The following is a 12390-nucleotide window of genomic DNA, read 5'->3' on the forward strand; positions in this document are numbered from 1 at the left end:
TAGCTATTTATGCCTACTACTACCTGGAATCGTCATCACATTCTTTCTCTAGCTGACTTTAGTGCCGTTGAATACGATACTGTTTTGCAAACTGCTGCTAGTTTTCAAGAAGTGCTATCACGGCGAACAAAGAAGGTGCCAACCTTGCAAGGACAGGTGGTGGCTAATTTATTTTTTGAACCTTCTACTCGCACTCGCAGCAGTTTTGAAATTGCCGCTAAACGCTTAAGTGCAGATACTTTGAATTTTGCCGCGTCAACTTCTTCCATGACTAAGGGAGAAACAATTCTCGACACAGCGAAGACCTATTTGGCGATGGGAACTGATATCATGGTGATTCGCCATCGAGAAGCAGGAGTACCGAATGCGATCGCTCAAGAAATGGATCGTCTCGGTGTAAAAGTGAGTGTCCTCAACGCTGGCGATGGTCAACATGAGCATCCTTCCCAAGGATTACTTGACTTATTTACCATCTGTAGTCTCATTGACCCAACCCGTCCCCGGATAGAACTTTTGCAGGGGAAAAAAATTGCGATTGTCGGGGATATTCTCCATTCTCGCGTAGCGCGATCGAATATTTGGAGTTTGACAGCAAGTGGAGCCGAAGTACATCTAGCAGCACCACCCACCCTGTTACCTAAATTATTTGCTGATTATTTCTCTGAAGAGACAGCCGAAAAATCCCTGGTCACTGAGCGGCTCGCCTTGAGCGGAGTCGAAAGGAGCCGAAGTGCAATACCCAATCGTCAACTATTCTTACATTGGGATTTAGAACCAGCCTTGCGCGATGCTGATTTTGTCATGACTTTGCGCCTGCAAAAAGAACGCATGACAGCCCATTTACTGCCAAGTTTGCGAGAATATCATCAACTATTTGGCATTACACGTAGCAAACTAAAATTATCTAAACCTGATGTCAAAGTTTTACATCCCGGGCCAGTCAACCGTGGTGTCGAAATTAGCTCAGATTTAATGGATGACCCGGAATTTAGCCTCATTCAAGCACAAGTTACCAGCGGTGTCGCCGTTCGCATGGCGCTACTATATCTAATTGGTAGCGGTAAAGTGTAAGGAATTCTTGAGCAAGCTACTGGAACTGAAATCTTCGCAAGTGATCTGTCGTAGGGGCAAACGGTTGTTTGCCCTCCAATTGGTAAGATTATTTGCAGAAATCACCTAATAACAAGATAGACTCAAGCTAAATCCTGGCAATACATCTTCACCTAATAATTCTGTCGAAAGATTTTGCACTTCCAAGTCCCGTCCTTGGCGAGAAATTTCTACTTGCTGCTGTTGAGGATTAATCAACCATGCCAATTTCACCCCTGCATCCATATATTCCCGCATTTTAGAACGCAACATTTCTAAATCATCTGTTGCCGACCTTAATTCAATCACAAAATCTGGTGCAATAGGAGGAAATTTACACCTTTGTTGGGGTGTGAGTGCTTCCCATCGTTGGCGTTGAATCCACGCCGCATCTGGAGAGCGATCGGCACCATTTGGTAACTTAAATATAGTAGATGAACTAAAGGTATAACCGAGGCCAGTTTCTCGGTTCCAGATTCCCAGATCAATAATCAAGTCCGCTTCTCGATTACCGCTTTCTCCCCCAACGGGTGACATAATAATTAATTCTCTTTTAGCATTGCGTTCAAATTTCAACTCGCGGTTATTTTGACAAAGTTCATAGAACTGTTCTTCTGTCAAGTGAACGGTGTCTAAATTTAATGTCAAAAGACTCATAATTTTACACCTATCCTAGATGGAAATCATCAGATGAGCCACATTTAAAGATAGCAAAGTGAATAGAGTGCATCAGTATCTGTAGGGTGTGTTAGGACGGAGTCCGTAACGCACCAAAGTCTTAGGACGATGCGTTATACTACCCTACGGGAACGCTAAAAGCGAACGCTAACACACCCTACATTTACGTTTCTGAACACAGCTTGAAATATTGGCGTCGACTTACTTACTCACCAGTAATCGACAACTCATCAACCCAGATTCTAGGAGAAACGCCCCCTGGTGTTAACTCTGCTTCCTTTTCTACATAACTAATTGACTTCAAAAGTTCCAAGAAATCGCCAGCAACAGTAGCTGACTCAATACTCGTCTTGACACCTTTGTTAATTAACCACCCATCGAACGGGAGAGAAAACGAACCTTGTAAGGCTTTAACACCCGCATGAAGGGCTTGCAAATCATCAATTAAAATCACATTTTCCACAGTTTCTAAGCTTAATTCCTGCTCAGGATCTGCTGCTCTAAAAACGTGATAGAAATTAGGACTAACGCTGACTTTAGCACCAATACTAGCATTACCTGTGGGCTGGGCATTTAACCTTTTGGCAGTTCCCGCACTATGGAGAAAGCCTGTTAAAATGCCTTTTTCAATCAGCGATACCTGACGAGTGGGAGTACCTTCACCATCAAAACTTTCTGCACCAATATTAGCAGGATGCAACGCATCATCATACACAGAAAGAAAAGGGGAAGCAATTTCCTTACCTAAATCATCAGGTTTAGAAAGGCTTTGATTATCTAAAATACTTTGAGCATTGAACAAGTTGGAAAAAGCACCCAACAAACTTAAAAAAGCTTCAGCGGAGAAAACAACGCGATATTTACCAGACTTGATTTTTTCATAGTTCAAGTGGCTGATAGTTTTCTGGGCAGTTTCTTGGATGCAACCATTAACATCTAAATTATCTAAACTGCGGTTGATTCTAAAAGCACCAGCACTGCGGGGCTTTTTTCCTTCTTCCTCAGTTTTGCTGTAAAGATAAACTGATGCTAATGAGTGAGATTCGGTTCTCACAGCACCATCGCTATTGAGATAGAACCTGTCAATATCTCTTTGTGCTAAACCGTTATAAGGCACTCCTTTAATTGCTGGGTGAGCTGCGAGTAATTCTTTTTCAGCTACTAGCAATTTTTCTATAAGTTCAGCCACAGGTGCTTGTGCTGCTTTGTCGTGTGGTGTATTGGGAATAGGAATAGTAGCCTCTGGGCTAAAATCAGGAACGTTTTCCTTCACACCAAAAAAACTAGCTTCATAGGCTGTTTTTAAAGCTAATTCCAATCCCTGCGGATCTACATCTGTGGTGCTGGTGATGCCCATTGTATTGTCTTCATTCCAGACACGCACGGTGACACCAGAACGGTTTGAAGCTTTCACTTGTTTTGGCTCACCTTGATCCACTTGTACACTGGTTTCATCTACCGTTGAGCCGTAGATGTCAAATTTTTTAATGCCAAGTTTCTCAGCATTATCCTTGGCATAAGTGGCGATTTCGTTGATATTCGGCATAGTCAATTTTGGATTTTGGATTTTGGATTTTAGATTTTAGATTTTCAGATTTCAGATTTCAGATATTGGATTTTTATTTAAAATTATGACCATTACTTGTTTCGTAGTGTTTTGATTGAGGCAACAGTCATAGCTAGAATCTCGGTAGACTCTTGCATCAGGCTTTTTAGTTGATCTACTGTCATTAATCCCGATTCTACAAGAAGTTCCAGCCAATACAGCGTCTCATCAGCTTCTTCTTCCACAATGCCAAGTTTGGCAATCAAATCTGCTTTCGATTTAGCTCGACAGGCTGCTCGATAATTAGCAGCAACTAAGGTAGCTGAACGCAACAATTGTTTGCCAATTACATCGGCAGTTCTGGTTTGTGGTAGTAACTCAACTAGATGAATAACTCGCAATGCAAGTTGCTTTGTTCTAGCCTTAAACTGCTGCTCATTCACAATCCAAAATCCAAAATCTAAAATCTAAAATTCTTTAGCGTCCGCCTACGGTGATGGAATCAACCTTGATGTGAGGTTGTCCAACTGTGGTGTAAATGCTGCCACTAACGGAGCCGCAGAAACCAGGGGCGAGTTCTAAATCTTGGGAACACATGGAAATTTTATTCATAATTTCCTTCGCTTCACCAATGAGAATTGCTCCCTTTAATGGTTTGGTGATTTTGCCATTTTCAATTAAATAAGCTTCATCGACACTGAAGTTAAATTGGCCTGTAGCGCCAACACTACCGCCACCCATTTTTTTACAGTAAATACCTTTATCAACGGAGGCAAATAAATCATCAACGCTGTATTCACCAGCATCAATATAAGTGTTACGCATCCGGCTAGCAGCAGCAAAGGTATAATTTTGGCGGCGTCCACTGCCGGTTCTGGGGTGTCCTGTACGGACTGAGCCGGTTCTATCGGCAATGAAATTTTTGAGAACGCCTTTTTCAATTAGTAACGTTCTTTGAGCAGGCATACCTTCGTCATCCATGTCAATTGTACCGAAGGCATTTTCAGAACGCCCTTCATCCCAAGCCGTGAGACTTTCGTGGGCAATTTTTTCGCCTTTTTTGTCGGCGAAAGGCGTGGTGTTGCGTTCAATTTGAGTGGTTTCTAGGAGGTGTCCACAAGCTTCGTGGAAAATTACCCCGCCGAAGTGATTCGCCATAATGATGGGATATGTGCCTGATTCTACGTAATCGGCATACAGCACTTTACCTGCAGATTCGGCGATTTGCTCGGAGGCTTGTTGATAATCCCAGGTTCTCAAAAAGTTGGCGTCGCTAGTATTCCCAGCGCGTTCACCGATAGAGGCGCGGTTAGCACCATCCGCACACAGGAGGTTAAAGCCTACAGATTGGGTGAGACGAATGTCACGGGCAAATGTACCATCACTGGCGGCGACTAATACTTCTTGCCAATCTCTGAAGTAAGTAGCCCGGCGGGACTGGACATGGCTAGCTTTTTTCTGCAACTGAGCAGTACCATCAAGCAATATTTCTCCCATTTCGCGGATGGAACTACACAGAGGTAACCACCCATCTTTGCCCCTTTTTGTGGCGTAATCGCGCAGTAATTCTAGGTTAATTTCGGGAATGAAAGCTGTAGGTGCGGGTAGTTGTAATCCCAGGATGGACAAACCTTTTTCTAAAGCTGCTTTCAAACCAGAAAACGAAAGGTTATTGGTGCTGACGTAGCAGTCGGCTTTGCCGCGAAATACTCTGACTCCTGCACCTGTAGCTAGACTTGGTGAGATGCTGGTGATGGCGTCGTCTTCTGCTAGACAACTGATATAGTTGCGACGCTCTAAGAAAAATTCAATAAAGTCAGCGCCAGCGGCGCGTCCCAATCCTAGCAGGGTAGCTAATGGGGCTTCCCAGGTATCATCGAATTGCTCCGTGGTGGAGGAATATTTGAGGGTGGGGAGTTGGTTTGAGAGAAGTAGCGTATTTGTAAGCATGGATAGCCTCGTCTGCTGGCGTTATCAGAGATTTGACTGAGAAATCCTGGTGTGTTCACTCTAGCAAATTTCTCTCTTGACCTGTTTTTTGATCGTCAAGTCTGATGCCACGGTCAATCATCGTACTAAACTAAGCTGTGAGTCTTCAAGTGCGATCGCCGGGAATTGGGCCAGAGGAGGCGAAGGGTTAAATCTGGGAAAAAGCTGAAATTTAACCTAATCTCTATTAGGGATTGAAACTTTGTCACACCTTCAGGTAAAATCTTCCTAATTAAAGTTAAAGATTAAAACCAGTAGTTATTTTTTAAGATAGATAATGTCATTAACAAGCGTTATTCATCCCGCTCACTTTCTAATAATTGAGAGGAGAGGTAATGCGTGGTATTTTAAGTACGGAAAGGTTTTTTATAATTGCACTGACAAACCTTTACCAGAGCATGAGCGAGAGAGATTGTTTGGTATAACTAAAAACAAGATTGTCATTGAACTATTTCGTATTAGTGGTGGTAAAATTGGATTTTACTTGGCTAATGTTCGAGACAAGAAATATTACTACTGCGGAACTGAATGGACGGGTGTCAAAGCTAAGTTACGAGAACTTGGGATTGGAAGAGAAGATCCAATGGAGTGAACAGACGCAGAAAGCACGATTGAGTATCTGTAAACTTAATCTTTACTAATGATTGAAATTTAATATAGTGGTTCTCGTCAAATGCAATACAGTTAAGGGCAGGAAACCCCGCCCCTACAGGCTTTGGAATTTGAAATTGTATTTAATGGAAGTGAGAAGCATTATAATTAGTTGATTGAAAGTCTGAAAAATTTAAACTATGTATATATCCTCACAAATAGTAAGATCGCTCTTATTTAGAGGTTTACGTAATATGGGAGAAATTGTTACAGGTTTTAATGGTACTAAAGTTGAAGTTACTATCGATAACACAATTAACGAAGTAAATATTGTGGGCGCAGAAGTGAAGGAAGAAAAACCTAGCGCGGATACGGTAACAAAAACATTAGAAGTAATATAAAGTGTTGCGGAAACCCATGAAAAATGCGGTAATGCGGTTATGATAGGCGGATAAAATTTGCATGAAAGAGAACGGAGAACAGGGAAAAAGCTAATAATCTAGACGATCGCACAACACCGCACTATCATCACGCTACAAGCTAGATTTTCCCAGTCTCGACGCTAAAGCCGAGAATCCGACAAGACAAGAGAATAGACCCACTGCCCAACCTTGCCAAACTGTCAAGAGATTCACTGATCCCGCTGCGGGAAAATGACCCACGGGAGCAGTTGAGGAAAAGTTGAGGTCAGAGTAGAATAGCCAATTGTCATGGCGACGCCAGCCGATGCGATCGCCAAACTGACACCAAGTTTCATAATCAGCATCAAAATCACCACCGACGCTTTCCCAAATCCGCTTTTGGACACTAAAACCAAAGCGTCCATGACTGTATTTCACCCAAAGTTGATCGATAGTACAAAGGTCAATTTCAGGAAAGTTATTGATTGATTCGATATTCAACCAGCCTGCTTGAGTGCGTGCTGCTACCTTCAGCATCAGCTTGAGGGTTTCTCGATCAGCTTCTCGCCAGTTACCAGATGCTAATAAGTCGCGTAGATGTGTGTAGTCTACTCCCCGTTCCGAACTCAGATAATCGATCGCAGTTTCTGAGATGTGCGGTGATGCGATCGCATTGAGAGAAAATAGAGTCTTGTGGTTAAGGTTATCACCAGATCCCACCCACAACTCTGAAAGGACTTTCTCTGTCTGCATAACTGTATGAACAGCTGCAACCTTTACCCCCAATTTTAGGGCTTCTGCTAGTTCTAGATTCTGCTTAACTTCTGCTGGGACAGTATTTATCTGTTGTTTGGCAATATCTTCTAAAGTCGCGTATTTAGGTATCAGAATTAGGTGCGACTTAGTTACTGGTTGTGTAATATCAGGAGTTTGCCGAGGATACTTGTAGTGTGCCACAATTTCCGGCACTCGAAAACAGAGATATTGCTGCAGCCGCTTCACTGTGGCACATTGTCCTTGAATCCCCAAACCTTCTAATAGCGCGTGGGTAAAGGCTCCTGTTTGCAGCACATCAATTTCTGCGGAAGCCTCGTGAGGACTACAAGACAAAATACTGATAACTCCAGTTTGACGCGCCAACTGTTGTATTTGTCGCCCAATTCCTTCGCCACTCCGCTTCTGCTGGTAGTGACAAGCATCCAAAATCAGGACTACATTATCAGAGCCACAACGACGCAGGCATTCTGTTAAATATTGAATAGAAATTGCTGTATTTTCTACATCATCTGGATCGCCATCAGCAGGCATAAGATAATCGTCGTCACCGTGTCTAATTCCATGACCACTAAAGAAAAACCAAAAGTTGTCTTCCGGCTCTATAAAGGAGTTTTCAGCTATCTGTCGCAAGCATCGCCGCAAGTTAGCACGATAAGGACGAGTTGATTCGCCACCAATATCTGGTGAGTCATCCGAAAATAAAAAAACGCGATCGAAACCTGCTTCATTGCAGAGCAAGTTCTGCATTAACTGTGCATCCCGCTTGGCATACTTGAGCGGTTGCAAGAAGTCGTACTGATTAATACCGATCGCTAACGCCCAGTTTTTTATCATCTCACTTTCGTTGTTGCCGTTGTGACTTGAGTTTGATTGCTCTACCCTAATTCTTTGAGAATCTCTCTGAGAGGGAATTAACACCTACTCTAGCCTTGAGTTTTTGCTTTTGAGTATGAGTCATGAAAAATTCAAAATTCACAATCAGAACTCTTTAAATGTTAGGGGTGAGAAACAATATACTTTGTATCTAGAGATACACCATTGTTACAAATCTTTCTACGGCTACCAGTAAGGCATTTCCGGATTAAAAGGGACTGGGGATTAGGCTTGCAGCGGAAAAATTAATATCCCTTTCTTGATAACTAGTAGTCTGTTTCATTAATTTCGTGGGGCTGCGAGCTCCCCGACTTCTACCCTGCGGGAAGCCACCCTACGGGTGTCTACAAGAAGTCGGGGAGCTAAACATCCTTCAAAGGACGTTCTACGTAATAAGAACCCAAGACCAAAGCATCCATATGAGTTCTCAAAAAGCAGAGAATAGCTTCTGTGGGAGTCCGCACAATGGGTTCATTTTCGTTGAGGGACGTATTTAAAAGCAGGGGTACACCAGTGCGTTGAGCAAAAGTATTAATCAATTCCCAATACAGAGGATTAGTGCTGCGACTGACACTTTGTAAGCGTCCAGTATCATCCACATGGGTAACGGCGGGAATTTGCGCTCTTTTTTCAGGACGCACTTTCAAGACTTTTTCCATGAATGGTACTGGCGTATCAATCTCAAAATATTCGCCTACCCGTTCTTCGAGAATACTAGGAGCAAAAGGGCGAAACTTTTCCCGGAATTTGATTTTGAGGTTAATGATATCCCGCATATCTACACGACGGGGATCGGCCAGCAAGGATCTGTTACCCAAAGCCCTAGCGCCAAATTCCATTCTACCTTGGAACCAACCAACTACTTTTCCTGCACACAGAGCGTCAACAACTTGATTTAGCAGTGCTTCACGCTCTAAATGTAATGGTTGCAGATTGTGGGACTGCAATGTTAGTAAGCATTCTTCATCGGAAAACTCACAACCCCAATAGGCATGGTTTAAAATAAATTGACGTGGTTGTTTCAGTATTTGATGCCAAACAAAAAAAGCTGCACCAATACATGTGCCATTGTCAGCCGCACCCACAGGAATATAGACATTTTTAAAGGGAGTATTTTGGGGAATTTTGCCATTAGTGACGGAATTCATCGCCACACCACCGGCTAAACAAAGATTCTCACTCGGATAGCGATCGCTTAATCGATTCAGTAAATGAAAAATAATTTCTTCTGTGACAGCTTGCACAGAAGCCGCAATATTCTGATGTTTGGCAGTAATCTCTGCATTCGGTTGTCGTGCTGGCCCCAATAATTTTTCTAGCTGTTGACTGTAGAAAGGTTCAACCTTGGGTATTCCACTCTCCCACTTCATCGCAATACCTTGTTCATGGTGAGTGAAGTAATCCAAGTTCAACTCAAAACCGTCTCCTTGGGGGTAAATAACCCGCCGGAAGGCTTCGAGATATTCTGGTTCTCCGTATGGTGCTAACCCCATCACCTTGTATTCATCTCCATAGGCGGGAAAGCCGAGGTAGAGGGTAATGGCGTTGTAAAGATAACCGATGGAGTGTGGATAGTAGGTGCGAGAGAAATATTCTAAATTATGGCGATCGCCTGCGGCTGATAGTGTGCTGACAAAGTCTCCCATCCCATCAACTGATAAAATAGCTGCTTTTTCAAAGGGGGACACTAAGAAAGCGCTGGCTAAGTGAGTTGTATGATGTTCTAGGGTATGAATGGGGGCATGAATATCTGCTAATTGACAGTAGCAAGCTGTGGCTAACTGTTGCTTGAAACTAGTAGATTTGCTTTGTTTATTGTATCTATCTATGAGTGAAGATAGAGCAGGACGTTGTTTTAAGGTGAATAAGAGTTTACGATTTAGGTTAGCTTTGGGGTTAAAAGATACAGCTACATGATCTAAATCTGCCGCGCTAATACCACCAACTTTTAAACAATAGCGGATAGATTCTACTGGAAACCCAGCCCAATGTTTCACTCGATTAAATCGTTCTTCTTCAACGGCTGCAACTAGTTGACCATTTTGAATTAGACACGCTGAAGCATCGCCGTGGTAGGCGTTAATTCCGAGGATATGCATATGGTTAAAATTGATTAGATAAGTAAGTCTGCGGAAATAAATCTAACTGTTGGTCATTTGTCAAGGGTCAATAGTTACTTTCTTCTATTCCTTATTCCCCATTTTAATTTTTATGCTTATTTGTGAATTCACTATGCATGAGATTAATGGCAAGTAGAATTTCAGATAAAGTTCTTTGAAAGGCATAATACCAACCATGCCAGCCATCAAGTATCCCACCTTTTAAAATCAAGCAATAGATCAGGACTAAAAAGGGAGCTAATACTTTTGTGTATCGCACTCGCTCTACAAAGCTAAGTTGAGCAATTGGGGTTTCAAGTAACTTTTTTGCTTCTAAAACTGAATATTTAATTTCTGAGCTAAACCATCGAGATACAGGTTTGCGATCGTCATGAAAAATGTAGCCAGATAGCATGGCTGACTTACCTTGAAGTTGTAGGCGTTGCGTATGACCATCATCAATGTAAATTGATTTATCTTTTCTAAAAAGAACCTGCCGGGGAGGTAGTAGAGTACCTCGTAAGGGTTTGCCGAAAATACAATATTTGAATCTAGCAAAATAGCCATTTATTTTTGATTCTTGAGGTAATTTATTGATTTCAGTAATCAGTTCATCAGAAACAATATAGTCGGCATCCAAAGAGAGAACCCACTCAGAATTAACTTGTTGCAAACCATAATTCCATTGTGTTGTATGAGTATCAAATTTTCGTTTGAATAGTTTAATTTGCGGGTAGGATAGTAAAATATCGAGAGTTTCATCAGTACTATAACTATCAATGACTATAATATGTTTTGCCCAAATGAGATGTTGCAGAGTACGTTTAATGTTAGGAGCTTCATTGTAGGTGAGGATAAGAGGAGTTATATTTTCAAGCATTGTTCAGCTATGTTTAAAGTATTGAAAAATATCTTCCCTGATTCTAAATAATCGTAGTGTGGGCAATGCCCACACTACAAAAAATGTTATGGCAAATGGTCATTTTAATGATGATTTAAGAATAAAAAAGATTGATTGACTATTAAAAACTAAGTTAAATTCGAGCGAAATTTCTTATTAAGAATTGATGAATATAAAAGAACTAATTCTGTAGAAATTTTGTCCCAAGTATAGGTTTTCAAAATAAATTGACGAGCGCGATCGCCCATATTTTGGACTTCGTGGGGATGAGTTAAATAGTGTTCAATAGCAGATGCGATCGCTAACACATCCAATTGAGTAACGTAACCCAGTTGATGTTGTTGAACTTCAGCAGCTAAAGCAACTCCAGGGGTGAGCAGCACAGGGACACCCACAGCCAGAGTCTCAAGAACCGCTATGCCAAAGTTTTCAGCGTGGGATGTCAGAGCAAATAAATCAGATCCCTGTATTAATAGGTTTTTTATGTCTCCAGTGACAAACCCAGGTAAATGAGTGCGATCGCGCATACCATTTGCAAAGAGAAGAGATTCAATTTCTGCTTCGTACTTTTTGTCACCACTACCCGCTAAAACAAAGGTGAAACGGTGATGAGTGAGTTTACCTAAAGCTGGAATTAGATAATCTAGTCCTTTTTTGGGATGTAGACGGGATAAAAATAAAATGATCGGTTCATCATCTGCAAGGTTTAGCAGTTTCCGGAGGCGACAACGAGCATTAGGAATCGAGACAGGAATAGATAGCCCGTGGGGAAGAATAAAGCTAGGCGTGTCCAAACTTAAACTAGAGACTTCTTGCTGTTCTTGTTGAGAGGTAAGGTGAATTGCCCAACTATGCTTGAGATTAGCCCGTTCTATCAAATTCAGATAAATCTGTTTTTTGTAAGCACTTTGTTGGAGTGACCATTTGCTAAGTTGACCGAGAGGCCGAACAATGTAGGGAATACCTTTGAAGCGAGCGATCGCCATCGCTATTGTAGAAGTATAAGAAAAAATAGCGTGGACGTGCAGCAAATCATACTTGGAAGCATTATGCCATAACCATACAGTTAGCTGACTAGAAAAAGCAAATTCTCGTACAGAGTTAACTAGAGGAGAAAAGCGCGGAAAAAACTGAATTGGCACTTGCTCATACTGTATAAACTGATAAAGAGGTACATCAAGTAAATCATTACCATCATCATTAGTAGTGATAATATCTGCTTCTACACCTAAATTTCTTATAGCTCTAACAATCTCCAATACTGCTTTACTTGGACCACCTCGCACTGGTGCTACCGAAGGAATAATATGAAGTATTTTCATAGTTATAGCGGTTTTTAGATCAGTGAGGTACGATTTTAAATCGCAAGGTAAGGGCGGGGAAACCCCGCCCTCAGTAGTATGGCGGAGAACCGCTATATCCATAAATTTGATGTAATTCCTTATT

11 protein-coding genes are annotated in these 12390 nt (G+C 41.8%); 3 read left to right on the forward strand and 8 right to left on the reverse strand.

Annotated elements, in window-relative coordinates:
* Window positions 1-9 precede the first annotated feature (9 nt).
* Window positions 10-1071: an aspartate carbamoyltransferase catalytic subunit gene (locus CAL7507_RS18515; RefSeq protein WP_015130014.1), complete on the forward strand. Its 1062-nt coding sequence runs from the start codon at window positions 10-12 to the stop codon at window positions 1069-1071.
* Window positions 1072-1176: 105 nt separating this feature from the next.
* On the opposite strand, the gene CAL7507_RS18520 is transcribed toward CAL7507_RS18515, so the two are convergent.
* The 4 genes from CAL7507_RS18520 to CAL7507_RS18535 form a co-directional block, all read right to left on the reverse strand.
* The gene (locus tag CAL7507_RS18520) at window positions 1177-1746 is read right to left on the reverse strand and encodes a Uma2 family endonuclease (RefSeq protein ID WP_015130015.1); all 570 of its coding nucleotides are present in this window, start codon (window positions 1744-1746) and stop codon (window positions 1177-1179) included.
* A 226-nt stretch (window positions 1747-1972) separates the two neighbouring features.
* Window positions 1973-3313 (reverse strand): TldD/PmbA family protein, encoded by a 1341-nt coding sequence (locus CAL7507_RS18525; RefSeq protein WP_015130016.1) that lies wholly within the window; start codon window positions 3311-3313, stop codon window positions 1973-1975.
* Window positions 3314-3405: 92 nt separating this feature from the next.
* Window positions 3406-3756, reverse strand: coding sequence for a four helix bundle protein (locus tag CAL7507_RS18530; protein WP_015130017.1), 351 nt, complete (start codon window positions 3754-3756; stop codon window positions 3406-3408).
* 34 nt (window positions 3757-3790) lie between these two features.
* Window positions 3791-5263, reverse strand: coding sequence for a TldD/PmbA family protein (locus CAL7507_RS18535; protein WP_015130018.1), 1473 nt, complete (start codon window positions 5261-5263; stop codon window positions 3791-3793).
* Between the two features lie 316 nt (window positions 5264-5579).
* On the opposite strand from CAL7507_RS18535, the gene CAL7507_RS18540 reads away from it, so the two are divergent.
* Both CAL7507_RS18540 and CAL7507_RS32420 read left to right on the forward strand, forming a co-directional pair.
* Window positions 5580-5894 carry a hypothetical protein gene (locus tag CAL7507_RS18540; protein WP_015130019.1) on the forward strand — a complete coding sequence of 105 codons (315 nt, stop codon included), beginning with the start codon at window positions 5580-5582 and terminating at the stop codon, window positions 5892-5894.
* Between the two features lie 253 nt (window positions 5895-6147).
* On the forward strand, window positions 6148-6294 hold the full coding sequence (locus tag CAL7507_RS32420) for a hypothetical protein (RefSeq protein ID WP_015130020.1): 147 nt from the start codon (window positions 6148-6150) through the stop codon (window positions 6292-6294).
* Window positions 6295-6426: 132 nt separating this feature from the next.
* Here the strand turns inward: CAL7507_RS32420 and CAL7507_RS18545 are convergent, their stop codons facing one another.
* The 4 genes from CAL7507_RS18545 to CAL7507_RS18560 form a co-directional block, all read right to left on the reverse strand.
* On the reverse strand, window positions 6427-7905 hold the full coding sequence (locus CAL7507_RS18545; protein WP_042341405.1) for a GUN4 domain-containing protein: 1479 nt from the start codon (window positions 7903-7905) through the stop codon (window positions 6427-6429).
* 401 nt (window positions 7906-8306) lie between these two features.
* Entirely contained in the window at window positions 8307-10043 is a 1737-nt protein-coding gene (locus tag CAL7507_RS18550) for a carbamoyltransferase C-terminal domain-containing protein (protein ID WP_015130022.1), read from the reverse strand.
* A gap of 103 nt (window positions 10044-10146) precedes the next feature.
* Window positions 10147-10923, reverse strand: a complete 777-nt coding sequence (locus CAL7507_RS18555; protein ID WP_015130023.1) for a glycosyltransferase family 2 protein — start codon at window positions 10921-10923, stop codon at window positions 10147-10149.
* 149 nt (window positions 10924-11072) lie between these two features.
* Window positions 11073-12266 (reverse strand): glycosyltransferase, encoded by a 1194-nt coding sequence (locus CAL7507_RS18560; protein WP_042341406.1) that lies wholly within the window; start codon window positions 12264-12266, stop codon window positions 11073-11075.
* Window positions 12267-12390 lie beyond the last annotated feature (124 nt).

This window comes from Calothrix sp. PCC 7507 (genome assembly GCF_000316575.1).
In the GTDB taxonomy this organism is placed as follows: domain Bacteria; phylum Cyanobacteriota; class Cyanobacteriia; order Cyanobacteriales; family Nostocaceae; genus Fortiea.

Excerpts from the sequence above, each read along its gene's own strand:
- CAL7507_RS18555 (WP_015130023.1), bottom strand. The coding sequence starts at position 10,923 with ATGCTTGAAAATATAACTCCTCTTATCCTCACCTACAATGAAGCTCCT.
- CAL7507_RS18560 (WP_042341406.1), bottom strand. The coding sequence starts at position 12,266 with ATGAAAATACTTCATATTATTCCTTCGGTAGCACCAGTGCGAGGTGGT.
- CAL7507_RS18515 (WP_015130014.1), top strand. The coding sequence starts at position 10 with ATGCCTACTACTACCTGGAATCGTCATCACATTCTTTCTCTAGCTGAC.
- CAL7507_RS18540 (WP_015130019.1), top strand. The coding sequence starts at position 5,580 with ATGTCATTAACAAGCGTTATTCATCCCGCTCACTTTCTAATAATTGAG.
- CAL7507_RS18535 (WP_015130018.1), bottom strand. The coding sequence starts at position 5,263 with ATGCTTACAAATACGCTACTTCTCTCAAACCAACTCCCCACCCTCAAA.
- CAL7507_RS32420 (WP_015130020.1), top strand. The coding sequence starts at position 6,148 with ATGGGAGAAATTGTTACAGGTTTTAATGGTACTAAAGTTGAAGTTACT.
- CAL7507_RS18545 (WP_042341405.1), bottom strand. The coding sequence starts at position 7,905 with ATGATAAAAAACTGGGCGTTAGCGATCGGTATTAATCAGTACGACTTC.
- CAL7507_RS18525 (WP_015130016.1), bottom strand. The coding sequence starts at position 3,313 with ATGCCGAATATCAACGAAATCGCCACTTATGCCAAGGATAATGCTGAG.
- CAL7507_RS18520 (WP_015130015.1), bottom strand. The coding sequence starts at position 1,746 with ATGAGTCTTTTGACATTAAATTTAGACACCGTTCACTTGACAGAAGAA.
- CAL7507_RS18550 (WP_015130022.1), bottom strand. The coding sequence starts at position 10,043 with ATGCATATCCTCGGAATTAACGCCTACCACGGCGATGCTTCAGCGTGT.